18 protein-coding genes are annotated in these 21,749 nt (G+C 65.8%); 10 read left to right on the top strand and 8 right to left on the bottom strand.

All coding sequences use genetic code 11. From position 1 onward, the window contains the following. The first annotated feature begins 101 nt into the window (after positions 1 to 101). Together IE187_RS17165 and IE187_RS17170 are read left to right on the top strand one after the other, a co-directional pair. Positions 102 to 1,229, top strand: coding sequence for a cobalamin-independent methionine synthase II family protein (locus tag IE187_RS17165; protein ID WP_189677253.1), 1,128 nt, complete (start codon positions 102 to 104; stop codon positions 1,227 to 1,229). Positions 1,230 to 1,265: 36 nt separating this feature from the next. Beyond that, a complete protein-coding gene (locus tag IE187_RS17170; RefSeq protein WP_133187980.1) occupies positions 1,266 to 2,009 on the top strand; it encodes an IclR family transcriptional regulator in 744 nt (247 codons plus the stop codon). 48 nt (positions 2,010 to 2,057) lie between these two features. Here IE187_RS17170 and desA read toward each other — a convergent pair whose 3' ends face one another. Next, positions 2,058 to 3,455, bottom strand: coding sequence for a syringate O-demethylase (desA, locus tag IE187_RS17175; protein ID WP_189677254.1), 1,398 nt, complete (start codon positions 3,453 to 3,455; stop codon positions 2,058 to 2,060). Positions 3,456 to 3,491: 36 nt separating this feature from the next. Continuing rightward, positions 3,492 to 4,223, bottom strand: coding sequence for an alpha/beta fold hydrolase (locus IE187_RS17180; protein WP_189677255.1), 732 nt, complete (start codon positions 4,221 to 4,223; stop codon positions 3,492 to 3,494). Positions 4,224 to 4,311: 88 nt separating this feature from the next. On the opposite strand from IE187_RS17180, the gene IE187_RS17185 reads away from it, so the two are divergent. From IE187_RS17185 to IE187_RS17205, 5 genes are all read left to right on the top strand, one after another. After that, on the top strand, positions 4,312 to 5,190 hold the full coding sequence (locus IE187_RS17185; RefSeq protein WP_189677256.1) for a methylenetetrahydrofolate reductase: 879 nt from the start codon (positions 4,312 to 4,314) through the stop codon (positions 5,188 to 5,190). Next, positions 5,183 to 6,031: a formyltetrahydrofolate deformylase gene (purU, locus tag IE187_RS17190; RefSeq protein WP_189677257.1), complete on the top strand. Its 849-nt coding sequence runs from the start codon at positions 5,183 to 5,185 to the stop codon at positions 6,029 to 6,031. Before IE187_RS17185 ends, purU begins: the two co-directional genes overlap by 8 nt. A gap of 27 nt (positions 6,032 to 6,058) precedes the next feature. Beyond that, on the top strand, positions 6,059 to 6,511 hold the full coding sequence (gene ligA / locus IE187_RS17195; protein WP_189677258.1) for a protocatechuate 4,5-dioxygenase subunit alpha: 453 nt from the start codon (positions 6,059 to 6,061) through the stop codon (positions 6,509 to 6,511). A 1-nt stretch (position 6,512) separates the two neighbouring features. Next, a complete protein-coding gene (locus tag IE187_RS17200) occupies positions 6,513 to 7,409 on the top strand; it encodes a class III extradiol dioxygenase subunit beta (RefSeq protein ID WP_189677259.1) in 897 nt (298 codons plus the stop codon). A gap of 273 nt (positions 7,410 to 7,682) precedes the next feature. Beyond that, positions 7,683 to 10,046 carry a TonB-dependent receptor gene (locus IE187_RS17205; RefSeq protein WP_189677260.1) on the top strand — a complete coding sequence of 788 codons (2,364 nt, stop codon included), beginning with the start codon at positions 7,683 to 7,685 and terminating at the stop codon, positions 10,044 to 10,046. Positions 10,047 to 10,283: 237 nt separating this feature from the next. On the opposite strand, the gene IE187_RS17210 is transcribed toward IE187_RS17205, so the two are convergent. The 6 genes from IE187_RS17210 to IE187_RS17235 all read right to left on the bottom strand — a co-directional run bounded on the left by IE187_RS17210 (position 10,284) and on the right by IE187_RS17235 (position 17,858). After that, positions 10,284 to 11,249, bottom strand: coding sequence for a fumarylacetoacetate hydrolase family protein (locus IE187_RS17210; protein WP_189677261.1), 966 nt, complete (start codon positions 11,247 to 11,249; stop codon positions 10,284 to 10,286). 34 nt (positions 11,250 to 11,283) lie between these two features. Beyond that, positions 11,284 to 12,063 carry a cyclase family protein gene (locus IE187_RS17215; protein ID WP_133187964.1) on the bottom strand — a complete coding sequence of 260 codons (780 nt, stop codon included), beginning with the start codon at positions 12,061 to 12,063 and terminating at the stop codon, positions 11,284 to 11,286. Next, a complete protein-coding gene (locus tag IE187_RS17220) occupies positions 12,060 to 13,217 on the bottom strand; it encodes an alpha/beta hydrolase family protein (RefSeq protein WP_189677262.1) in 1,158 nt (385 codons plus the stop codon). The genes IE187_RS17215 and IE187_RS17220 overlap by 4 nt, the downstream gene beginning before the upstream one ends. Before the next feature lie 3 nt (positions 13,218 to 13,220). After that, positions 13,221 to 14,123 carry a VOC family protein gene (locus IE187_RS17225; protein ID WP_189677263.1) on the bottom strand — a complete coding sequence of 301 codons (903 nt, stop codon included), beginning with the start codon at positions 14,121 to 14,123 and terminating at the stop codon, positions 13,221 to 13,223. A gap of 28 nt (positions 14,124 to 14,151) precedes the next feature. Further along, entirely contained in the window at positions 14,152 to 15,267 is a 1,116-nt protein-coding gene (locus tag IE187_RS17230) for an FAD-dependent oxidoreductase (RefSeq protein WP_189677264.1), read from the bottom strand. Positions 15,268 to 15,428: 161 nt separating this feature from the next. Beyond that, positions 15,429 to 17,858 carry a TonB-dependent receptor gene (locus IE187_RS17235; protein ID WP_229839473.1) on the bottom strand — a complete coding sequence of 810 codons (2,430 nt, stop codon included), beginning with the start codon at positions 17,856 to 17,858 and terminating at the stop codon, positions 15,429 to 15,431. A gap of 129 nt (positions 17,859 to 17,987) precedes the next feature. Here IE187_RS17235 and IE187_RS17240 point away from each other — a divergent pair, with 129 nt between their 5' ends. The 3 genes from IE187_RS17240 (at position 17,988) to IE187_RS17250 (ending at position 21,496) form a co-directional block, all read left to right on the top strand. Further along, positions 17,988 to 18,896 (top strand): LysR family transcriptional regulator, encoded by a 909-nt coding sequence (locus IE187_RS17240; protein ID WP_189677265.1) that lies wholly within the window; start codon positions 17,988 to 17,990, stop codon positions 18,894 to 18,896. Positions 18,897 to 19,209: 313 nt separating this feature from the next. Then, positions 19,210 to 19,608, top strand: coding sequence for a hypothetical protein (locus IE187_RS17245; protein WP_229839474.1), 399 nt, complete (start codon positions 19,210 to 19,212; stop codon positions 19,606 to 19,608). 274 nt (positions 19,609 to 19,882) lie between these two features. After that, entirely contained in the window at positions 19,883 to 21,496 is a 1,614-nt protein-coding gene (locus IE187_RS17250; RefSeq protein ID WP_189677266.1) for a M28 family peptidase, read from the top strand. The last annotated feature ends 253 nt before the right edge of the window (positions 21,497 to 21,749 follow it).

Consider the following 21,749-nt stretch of genomic DNA (forward strand, 5'->3'; position numbering starts at 1 on the left):
CCAATCCCGGCATCCGCGCCCATTTCGTAAGTTCGCATATACGATCTGTACATCAATGCGAAACGCAATCATGGTCGGTCGAACGCATGAGAGGACACTTTATGGCGATCGCCACCACCCATGTCGGCAGCTTGCCGCGTGGCCCCGAACTCACCCCCCTCCTCCTCGCCCGCGATCATGGCGAGCCGTATGACGCCGCCGCGTTCGATCACGTCGTGCAGACCGCGGTCGATGCGGCGGTCGCCGCACAAGTCGCGGCGGGGGTGACGATCGTCAGCGACGGCGAGCTCGGCAAGGTCGGCTATTCGACCTATATGATCGAGCGGCTGTCGGGTTTCGGCGGGCATAGCGAACGCATGTCGGCGCTCGACCTCGCGCCGCTGCCCGAGTTGCGCACCAAGCTCGCCCACATCATGGGCTCGCAGGACTTCACGCGCGCATCGTGCATCGGCGAGGTCAAATTGGTGAACCTGCAGCCGGTCAAGGACGACATCCGCCGCTTCCGCACCGCGCTCGATCGCCACGGCGAGGGCACGCGCGCCTTCATGAATGCGGCATCGCCCGGACTGATCACCGCGTTCCAGAAGAACGCCTTTTATCCGAGCCACGAGGCCTATCTCGCCGATCTGGTGACCGCGATGCAGCCCGAATATGCAGCGATCGTCGATGCCGGGTTCGAGCTCCAGCTCGATTGCCCCGATCTCGCAATGTCGCGCCACACCGGCTATCAGGAAATGGACGAAGCGCAGTTCCTCGCGACGATCGAGGCCAATGTCGAGGCGCTCAACGCCGCGACCGCCGATATCGCGCCCGAGAAGATGCGGATGCACGTCTGCTGGGGCAATTACGAAGGCCCGCACGATCACGACATCCCGCTCGAGCGGATCATCGATATCGTGCTCAAGGCGCGCCCGGCGACGATCCTGTTCGAGGCGGCCAATCCGCGCCACGAGCATGAGTGGATCGTCTGGCGCGATGCCGCGCTGCCCGATCACAAGATCCTGGCACCCGGGTTGATCGACACTTGCTCGAACTATCTCGAGACCCCCGAGCTGATCGCACAGCGGATCGAGCGCTTCGCGGCGATCGTCGGCGCGGACCGCGTCGTTGCGAGCACCGATTGCGGGTTCGGGACGTTTGCCGGGTACGGGAAGATCGATCCTGCCGTCACGTGGGCAAAGCTGCGCAACTTGCGCGCGGGCGCGGATCTGGCGGCTGCGCGGTTGTGAGGTGGCAGGCCGCGGCGGACGGGCTATAGCGCGGCGATGGTAGAGATCGCGACCCCCGTCAAATCGGCGCTCCGCACGCTCGACATCATCGAATATGTCGTCGCGCGCGATCGCCCGGTGGTCGCGCAGGAAATCGCCGCGGCGCTGGTGATCCCCGTTAGCAGCCTGTCCTATCTGCTCACCACGCTGGCGGATCGCGGGTACCTCGCGCGCGAGGGCCGGCGCTATACGCCGGGCCCCGGTCTGGCGCGGTTGCAGACCCGCGCGAACGGCTTCGCGCTCGCCGACCGCGTCGCCCCGCTGGTGCGCGCGCTGCGCGTCCAGCTCAACGAGACGGTTTCGTTCTTCGTGCGCAAGGGCTGGGAGGTCGAGGCGCTGGCGACCGAGACCAGCGACCATGCGCTGCGCTACGCGGTGGCGACCGGCGCGCGCACCCCGTTGCACAGCTTTGCGGCGGGCAAGGCGATCCTCGCCGCGCTGCCGGAGGACGAGTTCGAGGTCTATCTCGGCGAGGTCGACCGCGCCGCCTTCACGCCTGCGACGATCACCGCGCCCGATCGCCTGCGCGCCGAGATCGCCGAAATCCGCCGCACGGGCAACGCGCGGACGCGCGAGGAGCATACGCCGGGGATCCAGGGGCTTGGACGCGCACTGATCGTCGGGGACGATCTGCTCGGCGCGTTCAGCGTCGCCATCCCCAACGTGCGCTTCGACGCGGTGGTTGAGGCGCGGGTTGCGGACTTGCTCAAGCGGACCGTCGCGTTGCTCGAAGCCGCCTGACGACACGGTCCTTTGGGAAGGGCCGGACCCCGGCCCTCCCCGCAAGGCTCAGGCCGGCTGGCGGTTGCGCCAGCTCTCGGCATAGCTGTCGCGCGCGACTTCCGAATACGGCGCCGGGCTGACGATCGCCTTGATCTCGGTCTGCACATGGCGCTCGACCGTCGGCTTGCGCGTGCCGCCATCGGGCTCGCCCCATAGCAGCGTCACTTCGGTGCCGGGCTCGGCCATGTCGGCATCGACCATCGCGAGCGTCAGCATGCGCCCTTCATTCGCGCTGTAGCCGATCCAGGTCGACAGCCCGACGAGCTTGCCGTCCTTGAGCACCTGATCGTACGGATGCATCGCATAGACCGCCGACGGGAAGTCGATGTACTTGGCGCGATTGTCCTTGGCGAATTGCGAGCTGATCACGCGCATCACGTCTTCGGTGTCGAGCGCGAGCGTCACCTTCTTGCGATGCGGCCGCCCGGCCATCGCCTCGAGCGCCTCGCGTCCGATGAAGTCATGGTCGAACTTGACGAACGGGCCGTAGCCAAGATCCCACGGCGTCAGATAATAGCCCTCGACGCTGTCGGGGACATAACTGCCACCGATAGACGCCTTCGCCTCGTAGGAGTTGGTCTTGAGCCATTCGCGGAACGCCTGCGTGCCGGCGCCCGAATAGGTCGCGGGCAGCGGCGACGGGATCCAGCCGGATTCGATCGTGTTCGACGCGTAGGTCCGGCCACCGACGAGCGCGAGCCCGAACTCCTTGCCCGCTTCGATCAGCGCGTTGCGCACTGTGTCGTAATCGGCCCACGGACCGAACAGTTCGTAGCCCGGTTGCCCGGCCATGCCGTGGCGCAGCGCGCGGACTTCGGCGCCCGCGATCGTGAGCCGCGCCATGTGGAAGAATTTGAGCTCGGGCGGGGTCTGGCCCATTGCCTTTTCGAGCGTCTGCATCGCATTCGGGCCCTGGAGCTGGAAGCGATAGCTCCGGCGCGTTTCGGGGTCGGGCCGCGCCGCGGTACGCTCGTCGCGCGAGACGGTGACGTCCCAGTCGCCCGTCGCGGCATGGAATTCGACCCATTCGATCACCGGCGCGCGGCCGACCAGATTGAACGCATTCTCATCGAGATAGAACAGGATCACGTCGCCGATGACATAGCCCTCGGGCGTGACGGGAACAAACTGCTTGGCGCGATCGGGGACGAAGCCCTTGAAGCTGTTGACGCCGAGATGGTTGAGCATCGCCAACGCGTCGGGGCCCTCGACCGAGAGATCGACCATGTGGAACGACTGGTTGAACAGGACGCAGGTCTTCGACCAGGCCTGCTGCTCGGCGCGCCAGTTGGAATATTCGGCGGGGACGCCGGGATAGGCATTGGGTCCGGTCTGCTGGTTGCGCAGCAGCGTGACGATATCGCCACTCGTATCGAGCATCTGTTGCAGGGTCGTTTCAGTCATCGGGCTCTCCTTGTGCTGTAGCGGTTTCGACGGGCGTCAGAGCGGGTTAGGCGTCGCGCTGAGCCAGTCGGCGATTGCGGAATTGAGCGCGTCGGGCGCTTCGGCCGGCAGCATGTGTCCGGCGCCATCGACCACGACGACGCGGGCGTGCGGGATCACCGCCGCCATCGCCGCGTGCTGCGCGGGCGGGCTCCAGCGGTCTTCGCTGCCGCACGCGACGAGGACCGGGCAGGCGAGCTGCGGCAGCAGCGTCTCGACCTCGGGCCGTGCGAGCAAAGCCGCGATCTGCGCTTCGAACTGCGCCAGGCCGGCCTCGATGCACATCGTGCGGAGCGGCTGCAGCAGAGCGGTATCGGCACTGCGCGCAGGCGCGACCATCGGGGGCAGCCAGGTATCGACCAATGCGGCCATGCCGTGCAGGCGCCCGACATCGCGCAGCGCGTGGCGTTTTTCGGGTTCGCTCGGCAGCGGCAAGTGGACGCCGGTGCTGACCAGCGCGAGGCGTGTCACGCGACCTGGCGCACGCCGCACCACTTCGAGCGCGATCCGCGCGCCCATCGAATGGCCGAGCACCGCAAAGCGCGCGGGCGCCGCGGTGAGCACCCGCTCCGCCATCGCGCCGAGCGTCGCGAGATCGCCATAGTCCGGCGCTGCCACGGCGTCCGCGAAGGCTGCGCGCTGCGCCGCAAACACGCGCGCATCGCACATCAGACCCGGCAGGAGCAGCAACGGCTCGCTGGGCAACGGTAAGGATGAGTTCGCGTTCATGAAGATTTCATCTATCCGAACCTACGCCGTTCGGCTAGGCCAATTTGCCACAGTGCGAGGCACAATCGCGCCCGACCGGAGAGGACGAATGACGACCATTCCCGCCATCCATCCCGCCTGGACGCGGGCGCCGACCGGAATGACCGACGGCTATTCGCTCGAGATGACTGCCAAGGATCGCCCCGCGCTGCGCGAGGCGGCGGACCGCATCGCGCTCGATACGCCCGTCGCAATCACCTTCCTCCCCGGCGAGACGATCGACGCGCGGATCGCGGCTGCCGTCGAAGTGCGCACGCTCGGATTCGAACCGATGCCGCATCTGTCGGCGCGTCGCATCGCGTCGCTCGATGAACTCTCCGCGACCGTCGAACGGACCGTCGCCGAAGCGGGCGTCCGCCGCATGTTCCTCGTCGCCGGGGATCCGCCAACCCCGGTCGGCCCGTTCGCCGATACGATGGCGCTGCTCCAGACCGGGTTGTTCGAACGCAACGGCATCACCGCGATCGGCATTGCCGGGCATCCCGAAGGGCATCCGGCGATGGATTCGGCGACGTGCCTTGCGGTGCTCAAGGCCAAGCGCGACGAGATCGCTGCGCGCGGCATGGCGACGCTGATCGTCACGCAATTCGGGTTCGATCCCGACCCGTTCATCACTTGGCTCGAAGACCTGCGCGCGAACGGGATCGATTCGCCGGTGCGGATCGGCGTGCCGGGCCCGGCCGGGATCAAGACGCTGCTGCGCTTTGCCGCGCATTGCGGCGTCGGCGCCTCGGTTTCGGCGCTTGGCAAATACGGGATCTCGCTGACCAAATTGCTCGGCTCGACCGGCCCCGACGCGCTGGTCGATCGGCTCGCGGAACGGCTGACACCGGAGCACGGCCCGGTGCGGCTGCATTTCTATCCGTTCGGCGGGCTCGTCCGCGCGGTCGATTGGATCAAGGCTTATGAAGGGCGGGCCCATGATTGAGACGCTGACGCTTCGCCTCTTCTGCCCCGACCGGCCCGGTCTGGTCGCGCAGGTCGCCGGGTTTCTTGCCAGTGCAGGCGGCAACATCACCGACGCACAGCAATTCGACGACCGGCTCACCGGCCGATTCTTCATGCGCGTCGTTTTCGAGATCGAGCGCGATGTGGAAACGCTGCGCCGCGCGTTCGCGCCGCTCGCCGCAGCGATCGACGCCGAATGGACGCTGCGCAGCACACAGGAGCGCCAACGCGTGCTGCTGCTGGTGTCGAAGTTCGACCATTGCCTCGGCGATCTGCTCTATCGCTACCGCATCGGCGAGCTGGCGATGGACGTGGTCGGGATCGTCTCGAACCATCCGCAGCGCGCACTGCATGTCAGCATGATCGGCGACATCCCGTTCCACCATCTGCCCGTCACGCAGCAGACCAAGGCGGCGCAGGAAGCGCAGATCAAGCAGATCGTCACCGACACCGGCGCCGACCTGATCGTGCTGGCGCGCTACATGCAGATCCTGTCGGACGATCTGGCGGGCTTCCTGTCGGGGCGCTGCATCAATATCCACCACAGCTTCCTGCCCGGCTTCAAGGGCGCCAAACCGTATCACCAGGCGCATGAGCGCGGCGTCAAGATGATCGGCGCGACCGCGCATTACGTCACCGCCGATCTCGACGAGGGCCCGATCATCGCGCAGGATGCCGAGTTCATCACGCACGCCGATCTGCCCGACGATCTCGTCCGCAAGGGACGCGATATCGAACGCCGCGTGCTCGCGCAGGCGGTGGGCTATCATCTGCAGGACCGCGTGCTGCTCAACGGCGCGCGCACCGTCGTCTTTCGGTGACCGCATGACATTCAAGGAGCGTTGACGATGACCGCACCCGTGCCGCCCAGCGGCGACATTCACGCCTATCTCGCCGAGTTCGAGGATATTCCGGGCACGCGCGTCTTCACCGCACGCCGCGCGCGTCAGGGCTATAACCTCAACCAGTGCGCGATGAGCCTGATGAAGGACGAGAACCGCGCACGCTTCCGCGCCGACGAGAGCGCCTATCTCGACGCGTGGAACATCACGCCCGAGCAGAAGGACGCGCTGCTCAAGCGCGACTACAACCGGCTGCTCGATCTTGGCGGCAACGTCTATTTCCTCGCCAAGGTGTTCGCGACCGACGGCATCGGCTTCGCCCAGGCGGTGTCGTCGATGACCGACCTCAATTTCGAGGACTATACCAAGATGATGCTCGCGGGCGGGCGCTCGCCGGTCGGCAATCGCAGCATCAAGGCAAATTCGGGCGACCAGACCGCCCCGACGGAGACGAACTGACATGGCGCGCATCACCGCAGGCATTGCCACCAGCCACGTGCCGCTGCTCGGCGTCGCATCCGACCAAGGCAAGGATCGCGACGCCTATTTCGGCCCGATCTTCGCTGGCTATGATTGGACGCGCGCGTGGCAGCAGGCCGAGAAGCCCGACGTCGTGATCCTGATCTATAATGACCACGCCTCGGCGTTCGACATGAAGATTATCCCGACCTTCGCGATCGGCTGCGGCGAGCGTTATGCCTCGGCCGACGAAGGCTGGGGCGCGCGCCCGGTGCCCGATGTCGAGGGGCATCCCGATCTCGCCTGGCACATCGCGCAAAGTCTGGTGCTCGACGAGTTCGACATGACGATCATCAACGAGATGGATGTCGACCACGGCCTCACCGTCCCGCTGACGATGATGTACGGCAAGCCCGCGGCATGGCCGACCAAGGTCATCCCGCTCGCGGTAAACGTCGTCACCTACCCGCCCCCCTCGGGCAACCGCTGCTGGGCACTGGGCGAGGCGATCCGCCGGGCGGTCGAAAGTTATGGCGAGGATCTCAACGTCCAGATCTGGGGCACCGGCGGGATGAGCCACCAGCTGCAGGGCCCGCGCGCCGGCCTGATCAACCGCGAATGGGACAATCGCTTCCTCGACGGGCTGACCGGCGAAGGCGACGATCTGCGGCGGATCCCGCACCTCGAATATCTGCGCGAGACGGGGTCCGAGGGAATCGAGATGGTGATGTGGCTGGTGATGCGCGGTGCGCTCGGCAAGCGCACGCGCGCGTTGCACCGCCACTATCATGTGCCGTGCAGCAATACCGCGATCGGCCACCTCGTTCTGCGCCCCGACAATGGCGAAGGGCTCGACATGACGGACGACGGAGCGGACCTGGCGACCGCAGCCGCCTAACGGGAGTATTGGTCAGACGGCGCGTTCGCTGCTGGAAACGCCTGCCGCGACCACGTCTGCGTGACACGCAAAGCGCGATAGGCTGCGCCGCCCGCGTCGCGCCGCGCGTTTTCGATAAGGGCCCGCGAATACACAGGATTTGTACGTGCGGCAGCCTCCGATAATTACCAGGGCTGATCGATCGCGATTATTATAAGCAGTTATTCAAATCGCACAAAGTCGCATATCCTTTGAGGACGGTTGTCGGAAGAACGGCCCAAAAGGAGAGAAAGCATGAGAACAGCGCGATGGATCTTGCGGTGCGCCCTGCTGGGCAGCGCGACGGCAGCACAGGCCCAGGTGTCATCCCCGCCCCCCGCCAAGACGCAAGCGAGCGCCCCCGCCGAAGCCGGGTTGCAGGACATCATCGTCACCGCGCAGCGCCGCTCGGAAAATCTGCAGCGCGCCGCGGTCGCGATCAGCGCCGTGTCGGGCGACACGCTCGCCAGCGCCGGCATCACGCGCCCGACCGAGCTGACCTCGGTCGTCCCGTCGCTCCAGGTCGCGCCCGCGGCGGGCCCGTACGCGCTGTTCTATCTGCGCGGCGTCGGCAATTTCAACGGCAACGCGCTGTCGGACTCGGCGGTCGCGTTCAATTTCAACGGCGTCTATGTCGGCCGCCCGAGCTCGACCACCGGCTTCTTCTACGACCTCGAGCGCGTCGAAGTGGTCAAGGGCCCACAGGGTACGCTGTACGGCCGCAACGCCACCGGCGGCGCGATCAACGTCATCCCCAAGCGCCCCGATTTCGACAAGGCCAGCGCCGAGGGCAATGTCGAGTACGGCAATTACAACGCGCTGCGGCTCGATGCCGCGGTCAACGTTCCGCTCGGCGAGAATGTCGCGCTGCGCGCCGCGGGCATCTATGTCCGCCACGACGCCTATATGAAGGACGGCACCGACAATCAGAAGGACGGCGGTGGCCGCGTTTCGCTCCGGCTGCGTCCGACCAACACGCTGTCGATCAACCTCACCGCCGATTATTTCCGCCAGCGCGGCCGCGGCACCGGCGCGACTCCGCTCGGGCTCAACCCCGACAATCGCGACGGTTTCTTCTCGCCCGCGGGCCAGGCGTTCGTCAACGGACAGGTTGATCAGGTGCTGGGCCGCACGATGGTCGCGCAGACGACGCCGCAGTTCCTCAACAACAGCTATTGGGGCGTGTCGTCGACGATCGAGCTCAACACGCCCGCCGGCACGATCACCGTCATCCCGGCCTATCGCGAGGGCAAGCTCGATTATCTGTCCTATTCGCCGGGTTTCTACATACGCCAGGTCGAGAAGGACAAGCAGACCAGCCTCGAGGCGCGGATCGCGTCGGACGAGACGCATCCGCTGCGCTACATCGCCGGGCTGTTCTACTATGACGAGAGCAACCACGTCCCCGGCAGCTATATCAACCAGCAAGCGAGCGTGAACTCGAACGTCGCCGACCAGCGCACCAAGAGCATGGCGGTGTTCGGGCGGCTGACCTATGCGATCGCGCCGACGTTCCGCGTCACCGCGGGCGCGCGCTACACCACCGAGGACAAGTCGCTCGATGGCTTTACCACAGCGGCGCTGCGGCTCTGCACGCGCCCGAGCAGCTTCTTCCCGACCTATGTCGCGGGCTGCCCGACCGCACAGCCGATCGCGGTGTCGACGGCGATCCCGTCGGTCGTGCCGACGCCCAATTTCAACCCGTTCATCGATGGTACGATCACCACGCTCGCGATCGGCACCTATCAGGGATTGAAGGCCAAGCGCGCCTCGTTCGATCGCATCACCTATCGCGCGGCGGCGGACTGGGACATCACGCCGCGCAACCTGGTCTATGCGAGCTACGAGACCGGCTTCAAGTCGGGCGGCTTTTTCCAGACGGTCGATCGCGGCGTGTTCCGCCCCGAGCGGATCGGCGCCTGGACGCTGGGGTCGAAGAACCGCTTCTTCGACAATCGCCTCCAGCTCAACCTCGAGGCGTTCTACTGGCGCTACCACGACCAACAGATCAGCCATGTCGTCGCCGACTCGTCGGGCAGCCAGATCCTCGCGACCGAGAATGTCGGCCAGGCGACCTTCAAGGGGGTCGAGGTCGAAGGGCGCCTGCTCGTCACGCGCTCGACGCAGCTGACCGCCGACGCGCAGTATCTCGACGCGCGCTACGATTCGTTCGTCTACAGCGCGCCCAACAACAATGGCGGGCGCGACAATGGCACGGCTTGCGCCACGCGCGGGACGCCGGGCGCGACCTATGTCATCGATTGCTCGGGCCGCCGCCCGCCCAACGCGCCTGAGTGGACGATCAACCTCGGTGCCGCGCAGACGGTAAGGCTGGCGAACGACGGGAAAATCGTCGGCAACGTCCGCGCGCATTACCAGAGCCGCACGCTGACCGGCCTCGAGTTCACGCAGGTCGAGTATCAGAACGCGTATTGGACCGCCGACGCACAGGTCACCTACACCGCGCCGGGGAGCCGCTATTCGATCGGGCTGTTCGTCAACAATGCGTTCGACAAGACCGTGCTGGCGCTCGCGACCCCGGTGCCGTTCACGTCCTATTACGCCGGCGCACTCCGCCCGCCGCGGACCTTCGGCGTGCGCGCCGGGGTGAAGTTCTGAGGGGCGTCGGATGCCCCGCTGGTGCGGGCCGCCCGACGAGTGCAGTACTCCGCTCGCATCTAGCTGGGCGCTTCCCCGGCTAAGGCCGGGGCCCAGTCGCGAAGGTGGTCGTCTTCGGGCACTGCCGCTGCCATCAGCCGACCGCGACTGGGCACCGGCCTTCGCCGGGGAAGCGCGGCCGTGGTGACGCTGCGGATATTCCCGCGAGCGAAAGACAGGATTCGATAAGCTAGGGCCTCAGCCCTTGACCACGCGCTGGTCGATCACGCCGAACAGCGGTGTGCCATCGACGCCGCGGGCTTCCATCCGCACCCGGTCGCCGAAGCGCATGAAGCCCGTCACCGGGGCGCCGTGGTCGATCATCTCGATCGCGCGACGCTCGGCGATGCACGACGATCCGACCTCGCGATAGTCGACATTGGCGACCGTCCCCGATCCGATAATCGTCCCCGCCGGCAGCGCGCGCGTGCGCGCGGCATGCGCGACCAGCTCGGGAAAGCTCACCGCCATCGCATCGCCGCGCGCGCGACCGAAGGGCTCCCCGTTCCATTGCACCTCGAGCGGAAGACACACGCGCCCCTCCGCCCATGCCGCGCCCAGCGCGTCGGGCGTCACCGCGACGGGCGCCATGCTGCACGCCGGCTTGGCCTGGACCCACCCGAACCCGGTCTTCATCTCGGGGCCAGCGAGTGTGCGCAGCGACCAGTCGTTGATCTGCACCACCAGCCGGATCAGCGCGGCGGCATCCGCGGCGCTCGTGCCCATCGGCACGGCGGCGGTGATGACGCCGAACTCGCCCTCGAAATCGATGCCATGCGCCTCATCCGGCAGCGGCACGTCGGCGGTCGGCGCGAGGAAGCAGTGCGACATGCCCTGGTACATCAGCGGCAGCTCGGTCTCGATCGGCGGTGCGTTGTACGCGCGCTGCATCAGAACGCCGTGGTTCGGGAAAGCCGACCCATCGAGCCACTGCCACGCGCGCGGCAACGGTGCCTCGAGCGCTTCGCCCGCCAGCGGCGTGCCCCCGCCCGCGGCAAGCTCGGCGGCGAGCGCCCGCAGCGCCGGCTCGACCGCGTCCCAACGTTCGAGCGCGTCCTGCAGCGTCGGCGCGATCGCCTCGGCACCGGCATAGCGCTCGCCGTCGGGCGAGACGATCACGAGGCGACCGTCGGGCCGCCCATTGGCGAGCGTAGCGAGCTTCATCGAAAACAATCCTGTGTTGGTAGGGGCCGCCCGGTCAGTCTTCGAAGATCGCGACTGCGCGGGTCCAGCCGGCCGAGCCGGCCTTCACCTTGTGCGGGAAGCACGACACGGTGTAGCCGGTCGCGGGCAACGCCTCGAGATTGTGGAGTTTCTCGAGATGGCAATAGCCGATGTCCGCGCCCGCCTTGTGGCCTTCCCAGATCAGCGAGGTATCGCCCGTCTCGGCGACGCGCTTTGCGGTGTGGACGAACGGCGCATCCCACGACCAGGCATCGGTGCCGGTCACGCGCACACCGCGCGAGGTGAGGTACATCGTCGCTTCATAGCCCATGCCGCAGCCCTTGCTGACATAATCGGGCTGCCCCAGCGCCGCGCCTGCGGCGGTGTTGACGAGCACGATGTCGAGCGGTTGCAGATCGTGCCCGATGCGCTTGAGCTCGGCCTCGACATCCGCCGCGGTCGCGACATAGCCGTCCTCGAAATGACGGAAGTCGAGCTTGACGCCCGGTCGGAAGCACCAGTCGAGCGGCACTTCGTCGATCGTGATCGCGCGTTCACCGCCGTTCATCGTGGGATGAAAATGCCACGGCGCGTCGAGATGCGTGCCGTTGTGCGTCGTCATCTTGACCGTTTCCGCAGCGGCAAACCCCTTGCCCCCGCGCAACTGCTCCGACGTCAGGCCCGGGAAGAACACCTGCATCCCCGCGGTCGTCTCGTCATGCGTCTCGTAGGTGATCTCCGGCCGCATGAAAGGTGGATCGGTGATGACATCATTGTCGAGCGTGATCGACAGATCGACGAAGCGGCGTGTCATCCGAGCTTCCCTCCCAACGTATCGGCGAACCAGTCGGCGATATAATCCTTGCCGAACGCCATATTGTCGGCGCCGACATGCTCGACCCCGCCTTCGCGCTCGGTGAAGATCTTGAGCTCGCGCTTGGCGGCGTTGGTCAGCTGGTCGTAGCTCTTGTGGGCATATTCGAGCCCGATCTGGCGGTCCTTCTCGCCGTGCGTGACGAGGAACGGCACCTTGATCCGCTCCATCACGCCGTCGAGCGTCATGCCCTTCGATTTCTCGAGGAAATCGTCCATGTCGCTCGCGCCGAACACCCAGTGCACATGCCCCCAGTAATGCGGCACGGGGTTCTCGCCCTCGCGGCGCAAGCGCTTTTGCTGGACCTCGGCCCAGTCGTGGTTGGCGCCCCACACCGCGCCCGCGGCAAAGCGCGGCTCGAACGCGACGGCCCGCGGCGTGTAATAACCGCCGAGCGAAATGCCGGTCATGCCGATCCGCTTGGGGTCGACCTCGGGCTGCGTCTCGAGCCAGTCGACCCAGGCCGATGCCCAGCGCTCGCTCTCATGCGTTGCGGGAAGGCTCTGCAACCGCAGCGCCTCGCCGGTGCCGGGCTGGTCGACGCTCAGCGTCGAGATGCCGCGCTTGGCGAGCGCTTGCGGGAGCCCCGAAAAATAGAGGAGCTCCTTGGTGCTGTCGAGCCCGTTGCAATAGATCACGCTCGGCCCGTTCGCGGCACCCGGCGCGCGAGTCCAGATCGCCGACAAGGTCTTGCCCTCGTACGCGATCTCGACGCGCTCGGCCGATTCCCCGGCGAAGCGCGTGCCCTTCTCGAAGCTGGCGAGCTGGCGCGCATAGGTCTCGGCCTTGCCGGGATGCCCGTGCCCCTGCATCCGCTCGGCCACCGCGAAATAGAGGCTCGCGCGCTTGAGCTTCTCGCCCGCCGAGAAGAGCCGCCCACGCGCCTCGTCTTCGTCGGCGAGGCCGCTCAGCCGCTCGGCCATCGCCACCCACTGCGCCATGAAGGCGGGCGTGCCGGCATCCTCGCCGCGTTCGGCCGCATCGAGCAACGGGGCGCACATGTCGACGATCTCGCCAATCTTGGCGCCGCTCTCGAGCGCGATCGCGAGCGACAGGTTCCAGACATAGTTCGGGAAATATTGGAAAAGTGCCATGGTTCAGACTGCCACCGGCTGGAAGAGACCCTTGTCGGGTGCAGGCTTTGGCATCGTCTGCGGGCCACCGATGCCGGTGCCCCACTGATCCATCGTATTCGGCCCAGCCTCGTGCACCGTCGCTTGGTGCGTCTCGAAATCGACCGCCTCGACCTCAGCGGTATATTCGACCGCGAAGCCGTTGGGCGTGGTGAAATAGCTGAAGGTGTTGTTGCCCGCAGTGTGGCGGCCTGGCCCCCACTTGATGTCGACGTCCTTCTTCCGGAGGCGCGAAACGCCGCGCATCATGTCGTCGATCGACGCGACCTCATAGGCGACGTGATTGAGGCACGGCGGCCCCGGCAGGAAGGCGAGCCGGTGATGGCAGCTATTGCAGCGCAGGAACGCCATGAAATCGCCGAGCCAGTCGCTGAGCTTGAAGCCGAGCACGTCGATGAAGAACTGCACCGCCGCCTTATGGTCGGGCGAATGCAACACGATGTGGCTGATGTTGCGCGGGATGCCTTCCCATTTGACGATATCGCGCTTGTCGCCACGCGCGACGCCTGCCGACACTTCGAACGGCAGGCCGTCGGGCGAGAAGAAGCGGAAGCCATAGCCGCCGCCGAAGCTCTCGAGCGCCTTGGGCGCGAAGATGATCTTGCAACCGGCGTCGACGACGCGCTGGTGGAGCGCTGCGACATCGGCATCGGTCTCGGTCGCGAGCGCGATCACGTCGATGCGATTCTCCTCGGCTTCGCGCAGCCGCACGACGTACAGCTCCTCGTCGCCATGCGTCGCGAGATAGGTCATCCCGTCCTGCTCGGCGACGGTCTTGAGGCCCCATTTTTCGGTGTAGAATTCGCGCTCGGCCGGCAAGTCGACGACGCCATATCCGACATAGCGGATCTCGGTAACACGGCTCATAGTCATATCCTCACGCAGAGCGGCACACTCAGATCGGTTGCGCCGTCAGTTGAAACATTTCGAAAGTGGCCGCCGCCTGGTCGACCATCGGCCCGCGACCCAGCTGCCCGTCACAAATCGCGATCGACGCGCGCACAATGTAGGCACAGCGATCGAAGCGCCGCGCGCGATATGCGGCGAACGCCGTCTCGGGATCGGCAGCGCGCGACAGTTCCTCGGCGAGCACGAGCGAATCCTCGATCGCCATGCCGGCGCCTTGGCCGAGATGCGGCGTCGTCGCGTGGACCGCGTCGCCGAGCAGGACGACCCGGCCCTTGTGCCACGGCCCCTCGACCAGCAACCATTCGAGCGGACGATAGACCACGCCATCGTCGTCGGTGATCTGCGCTGCCAGCGCCGCGATCTCGGGCGGTGCGCCAGAAAGCTTGTCGCGCATCGCACTGGCGAGTTCGCTCCGCTCGTAGCGCCGGTTATCGGGCTCGGGCGTCGTCACGAACATGTACATCAGGTCGTCGGACAGCGGGACCAGCCCGATCCCGAGCGGCCCCTGAAAGGCGTGCAGGCTGGTGACCTCGGCAGGGCGCGGGAAATTGTAGCGCCACACGCCTTGGCCGGTGAAAAGCGGGGCTGGCGCATCGGGAAACAGCGCGGCGCGCGTCTGCGAGTAGACGCCGTCGGCACCAATTACGACATCGTAGCGTGCGTTTGTCCCGTCGGAGAAATAGGCGGTGACACCGGCGCCGTCATCATCGAGTCGCTCGGGCGTAACGCCAAGTCGGATCGTGGTGCCAGCCTCGATCGCGCGCTTGCCGAGCACATCGTGCAGCGCGCGCCTTCCGATCCCGAGATTGGCGGGCTGGCCATCGACCAATTTGTGGCTTGGAATAGTCGCGGCATGGCGGCCGTTGGGGAGGTAGATGTCGACGCTGTCGAACGGAAAGCCCGCGCCGATATAATCCTGCAGGATCCCGAGCGCGTCGACCGCGCGCAGCACATTGGCCTGCTGGATGATTCCGACGCCGTAAACCGACCACGTCGGATCGCGCTCGACGAGATCGACCGCAAAGCCGCGCTTGCGCAGCGCGATCGCCGCCGTGAGGCCGCCGATACCGCCACCGACGATCAAAATAGTGCCGTTTTCCATCAGCAACTACGGGCCGTTTTAGGCTTCGACGCGATCATTTTCTCTCTCCTCGACGCGACCATATCGGGCTGAACGTATATGTAAATCTACTTATATTGATCCTATTCTATCAATATAATTGATAGATCGGGCAGAGGGCGCTGCCCCCTGCCCGTCCCGCGCTAGAACCGAAACTGCGCAGACAGACCGATCGTCCGAACCGAATCGAGCCCGAATTGCTGGGTGTAGGACAACATCGGCGTCGCCTGCCCGCGCGCATTGCGGGCATTGGCGTCGCCCGAATCCACGCCGATTGCGGTCGGCGTGATCTTGTTCGTGCAATTCTTGCAGAACAGCGCGAGACGCAGCGCCTTGCCGACCTTCGCACCGACACTTGCTCCGAAGATATCGACCGCGTTGAAGGTTGCGCCCGGTGCCTGGCTCACGACGTAGTTGATGCTCGAGCGGTGATACCAATTGCCTTCGATGAAGGGTGCCACCGGCCCTTCGGTCGGCACTTCGTACATCGCCTGGAAGCTCGAGGTGAAGGCCGGCGCCGCGGGGAGCCGCAGGCCCGACGCATCAAAGGTCTGGACCGTCGCGGAGCAGCCGCGTGTGGTCTGCGTGGGATAGCATTGTGCGCCGGCAAAACTGTCGAACTTGGACGACAGGAACGATGCGCTCTCGTTGATGCTGAACCCGGCGAACGGACGCAGCCCGACCGCCACTTCGACCCCCTTCGATTTCACCTTCGCCGCATTCTGGACCAGGAACGACACCGTCACGGGATTGAACGCCTGGACCTGGAAATTGCTGAACTTGGTGTAGAATGCCGAGACGTTCACCGTCAGACGACGGTCGAGGAAGCTCGTCTTGACGCCGATCTCGCCGGTGTTCGACGTCTCGCCCCGCACGATGACGTTCGAGGTCGCGGTCGGGAAGGAATCGTTGAAACCCGGCCCCTTATAGCCGCGCCCGTAAAAGCCATAGGCCATGATCGTCGGGGTCGCCTGGTATTGCGCGCCCGCCTTCCAGCTGAAATCGGTGTTGCCATAGCTCGCGGAGAACGTCCCGCGCGGACCGCCCAGTGCGGAGAAATAGTTGAGCTGGTTTTGCGCGGTGGTGAAGTCGATATCGTCGCGAGTCACACGCCCGCCGGCAAACGCGGTCAACCCGGTGGCGATCGTATAGGTCAACTGCCCGAATGCCGCATAGCTCTTGGTCCGCAGCACGTAATTGGCGTCGCTGCCGATCTGCGACACGTTGCTGACGGTGCAGCGCGGAGTCGTGCCGACGATCGCGCCGACGCAGAACGGCGAACCGGCGGCGACGAAGTCGGGCGTGTAGCTGTTGCCGCCCAGGTTGCGGCGAAGGCTGAGGTCAGACTGGAAATAATACAGGCCAGCCTGGCCGCTCAGCCGACCCGAGGACGGCAATGCGAGCCGCAATTCGTTGGAATATTGATTATATTTCGCGTGCGATTCGTTGCGGTTGAGCCCGTTCGCCGACAGGTAATCGGTGTCGAAATTCTGGTCCTGCTTATAATACCGCCATGCAAACAAATTGCTCAATTCCCAGCCGCTGGCGAAGCTGTAGGTCGCCTTGGCCTGCGCGCCACCCGTCGCGAGATCGCGATACTGGTCGCCATCGCCACCGAATTTCAGATTGTTCGGACCCGCGACGATTCCGTCGGCGGCGAGCGGTCCATTGTTGAGGCTGGTCGGCGAGACCTGACGATAGGTGACGTCAGCGATCCCCGCGATGCCGTGGCTCTCGTTATAATCGCCGATCAGATAGAAGGACAACGCGTCGGTCGCTTGCCAAAAATACTTGCCCTTGAGCGAGAAGGAGCGCGCATTGAGATCATGCCGGGTGCCGTTCCGCGGCGTGCCGACATAGGTCGTGCCGGGCTCCTGGTACGAATAGAGCATGTTCAAGCGCAACGCCGAGGTCGCGCTGACCGGGATGTTGAGCGTCTCGCGGGCGATGATGCCAGGTGCCGTGCGGCGGACGCCCGGCGTGGCGCGCGAGGCGAATTCGACGTCGGTCGCGCTCGAGACAACGCCGAGCACCGGACGGGCGGTGACGATGTTGATCAATCCAGCCGAGGCATTCTTGCCGAACAGCAGGCCCTGCGGCCCGTTGAGCACTTCGACCCGCGTCAGATCGTTGAGCAGCGGCGTATTGAGGATCGGTCGACCGAGATTGACCTCGTCGATCGCGGTGGCGACGCTACTGTCGATCGTGCCGGCAAAGGCGAGCGTGCCGACGCCGCGAACCGAGAAGGTGTTGTCGATGCCGACCTGCAGCGTCGGTGCGGCGCGCGAGATCTGGGTGAGATCGTTGAGGTTGCGCGACGTCAGCGTCTCGGCCGACAAGGCGGTCAGGCTGACCGGAACGCGCTGCAGGCTTTCGCTGCGCCGCTGGGCGGTGACGATGATGTCGCCGGCTGCCGTCGCGTTCTGCTCGGCTTCGGCGCTGGCGATCGTGGACGGGGTCGCCGATGCTTCGGGGGCGGAGCCTGCCGGCGGCGTCGACGTGGCATTTTGCGCATAGGCCGGTGCTACGAACAGCGGCATCGCGGCAAGCAAAAGTGCTGCTTTGAGTTTCATGACCTCTCCTGTCTTGACCATTTTCTTATGAGATTGGTCTAACTGGTCAGGCCATTTTCCTCAAATTGATTGTTTTTCTCGCAAACGATTTGTACGATTTGTCGTCTGCAAATCAGGAGAGGATGCAACGTGCGGTTCAAGGGTCTCGATCTCAACCTTTTCGTCGCGTTCGAGGCGTTGATGGAAACGCACAATACCGCGCTGGCGGGCGAGCGGCTGGGGCTCAGCCAGCCTGCCGCCAGCGCCGCGCTGGCGCGGTTGCGCGACTATTTCGGCGACCCGTTGCTGCTGGTGAAGGGACGACGGATGTATCCGACTCCCTTTGCCGAAATGCTGCTTCCCAAGATCCGGCAATGCCTGCGCGAGGCCGAAGGCGTCATCACGACGTCGGCGCAGTTCGACCCGGCGACGGCCGATCGCCTGTTTCGCCTGATGGTTTCCGATTATATCCTGGCCTCGGTGATGGCACCGCTGCTCGAAGATCTCGCAACGCGCGCGCCGCATTTGCGCTTCAGCTTCATCCAGGTGTCGGAGACCGCTGGCGAACACTTGCGCCATGCCGAGATCGACTTGCTGATCACGCCGGTCGAATTCGCGGTGGCGGGTATTCCGACCGAACCCTTGTGTGAAGAGACCTATGTCGTCGCCGGCTGGGGACAGCACCCGATCTTCACGGGCGACATCACGACCGAGGACGTGTTCCGCTACGGCCATGTCTCCGTGTCGATCGGCGGTCCGCGCGGCTATACCGTCGGCGACCGGCGGCTCGATCTGCTGGCGCACCGGCGGGTGATCGAAGTGTCGACGGCGTCGTTCTCGGTCGTGCCGTACCTCCTGGTCGGCACGACGCGGCTGAGCCTGATGCACGAGCGGCTGGCGCGGATCTCGGCCAAGAGCTTCGATATCCGATATCGCCCCCTACCCTTCGCGTTCGAGCCGCTCCGCGAACTGGTGCAGATCCACGAGACTCGTGTGGCCGATCCGGGCGTCCGCTGGCTGATCGAGCAGATCCGCGCGCAGGCGGCGCGGATCGACTGAGCGACCGCGCCGCTGCGGTTGCGTTGCCGCGGGTTGGACCACGAACGTCGAGACGGCCGCCACCCGGGACAAACGGGCGGCGAAAGCGCGGACGCCGGCGTTGCCCGCGACGATCAGTATTTGACGCTCAATCCCGTGCCACAGGGGCGCGGCGACGCCATCGTCGACGCACACCGCGCGGGTGCTGACCGATCGCCCGATCCGTCGCTGGGGCTCGCTCGTCTTCGAGATGAACAGACGTTGCAAAGCGAGTTCAGGATTGGTTCGGGGGCGACTCACTAGACCGTCTTCATCACTTGAAAGGAGACGTACGATGTTGAAGCAAAAGTTCGCCCTCACCGCCCTTGCGGCTGCCGCGATCCTGCCGATGGCCGTTGCAGCACCAGCACAGGCGCAGCGCTACGGCTACAATGATCGTGCGCAATACGAGCGCAATTACGATTACGACCGCGCGCAATATCAGCGCAGCGATACCGGCGGCTATACCGACGGCCGGGTGTATCGCGGCTATGCGCGCCGCAATTACCAGGATTGCCGCCGGTCGAGCGGCACGACCGGCCTGATCGCCGGGGGCGCTGGCGGTGCGGTGCTGGGTTCGGTGCTCGGCGGCGGGACGCTTGGCACGATCCTCGGCGCGGTTGGTGGCGGCCTGCTCGGCAAGAGCCTCGACCAGAAGCACGATCGTTCGCAAAACTATCGCAACGGTTGCTGATCGCAACAGCGCGGCCGGTCGCACGACCGGCCGCGCTGTCGGTATGGCCGGTGTCGCACCGATCGTCCCCGCGCTCGCCAATCTGATCGGCCCATCCCGCGAAATGGAGCGAAGTACGCGAGCGCCGGAGCCCTCAAAGGTGCGGATGCTGCGTCCCCCGCGCGATTAGATGGTCCCGCGCACGTGCGCCGAAAGGGGTTTCGGCGAGGCGATCGCAGCCTCGCCGATCGAATGATGGTTGCCAGGACGGCATGGCTCATCCCAAGATGCCAGCATGCTCATATCGCTCGTCGCTCTCGCCGCCGCTGTCGTCACCCCGATCTCGGCCGACCGTATCAAAGCCGATGTCCGGACCCTGTCGTCCGATGCGTTCCTGGGTCGCGGACCGGGCGAGGCTGGCGAAGACAAGACGATCGACCACATCGCCCGACAATTCGCCGCAGCCGGACTGGAACCTGCGGGTGAGCATGGCGGCTGGTATCAGGACGTGCCGCTCATCAGGCTTGATCGACAAGCCGGGGCGACGCTCGCGCTGACGGTCGGGAAATGGCACCGGTCTCTGGCGCTCGGTCGCGATGCGACCTTGTCGCTCCGCAACCCTGGCGACACGACGCTCGCACATGCGCCGCTGGTGTTCGCGGGCTACGGGGTCGTCAACGCAAAGCTCGGTTGGGACGCCTATGCCGGCATCGACATGCGCGGCAAGATCGCCGTCGTCTTGGCCAATGACCCGGACTTTGAGGCGGGCCGCGATCTCGGCTTCGAAGGTCGTCGGCTCGCCTTCGAAGGACGCGTGGGCGAGAAGTTCGCAGCCGCTGCCAAGGCGGGCGCTGCCGGCGTCCTGGTGATCCACGAGGATGCGGCCGCCAGCTATCCGTTCCTGCAAGTGGCAAGCGGCGACGCTCTGCCGGCAATGGTCATCGCACCGCTCCCGCCCTCACCCGGTTTCATGCTGTCGGGCTGGCTGCGCGGCGATGTCGCTGCCTTGATGCTCAGCCACGCAGGGCTCGATCTGGCGACCCTCAAGGCACGCGCGCGCGACCCAAGGTTCCGCGCCTTCCCGCTCGGCGACGGCAGCGTGGCAGCACAGGGCAGCCTGAAGGCGACGCCGATCGTCAGCCATAATGTCATCGGTAGAGTGCGCGGGACACGTCGGCCGGACGAAACCGTCCTCTACGGTGCGCATTGGGACGCAAACGGGCAGAACGGCCCGGTCGCGGGCGACGGCATCCGAAACGGCGCCGTCGACAATGCGACGGGCACAGCCGAGTTGATCGAGGTCGCCCGCGCTTTCGCGCGCGGGCCACGGCCGGCGCGTAGCGTGGTCTTTGCGGCCTGGACCGCGGAAGAGAAGGGCCTGCTCGGGTCCGAGTATTACGCCGCGCATCCGGTCTATCCCCTCGCCACCACCGCGGCGGTTATCAACCTCGATCCGCACGTGGTGTTGCCCGCGGCAAAGGACATCGAATTGATCGGCAGTGGCCGCGTTTCGCTCGAGGCCGATCTGCGCCGCATTGCCGGGACCCAGGCGCTCAGCGTCATCGACGAACCTGCGATCGAGGCCGGCTGGTACTTCCGATCCGACCAATTTTCCTTCGCCCGGCGGGGCGTGCCCGCCATCACCTTCCGTGCCGGTCGCGATCTCGTCAACGGTGGCACGGAGACGGGCGCAGCGATCGTGGCCGACTACAATGCGAAGCGCTATCACCAGCCGAGCGACGCGTTTGATCCGGCATGGAGCTTTGCGGGCACCGTCCAGGAGGCGACCGTCGCCTATGATCTCGGCCTCGAGGTTGCGAACGCATCCGCCTGGCCGACGTGGAACACCGGTGCCGAATATGGAGCGCTTCGTGCCGCGACGGACGCCGACCGGAAGGCGGGTCGATAAGCCGGGCACCGATCGGCAAGGCCTGACCTGGTAGCCACGCCCGCCCGTCAGATCGCGCAACCGCGAGTCATCGGCTCGATCGTTATCGGCACACTATCCTTGGTGTCGAGCGGCACCATCGTGGCATAGCGCCCGCAGGCGTCGATCCGAACGCCCCGGTCCTGCTCGGGCCGGTGCTGCCGTCAGCCCCTGCAGCATGACGTGTCGCGCAAGCGCCGCAATTCGCGCAGGCGCCCGCAGGTCCGCCAGATAG

This window comes from Sphingomonas glacialis (assembly GCF_014653575.1).
Taxonomy (GTDB): domain Bacteria; phylum Pseudomonadota; class Alphaproteobacteria; order Sphingomonadales; family Sphingomonadaceae; genus Sphingomonas; species Sphingomonas glacialis.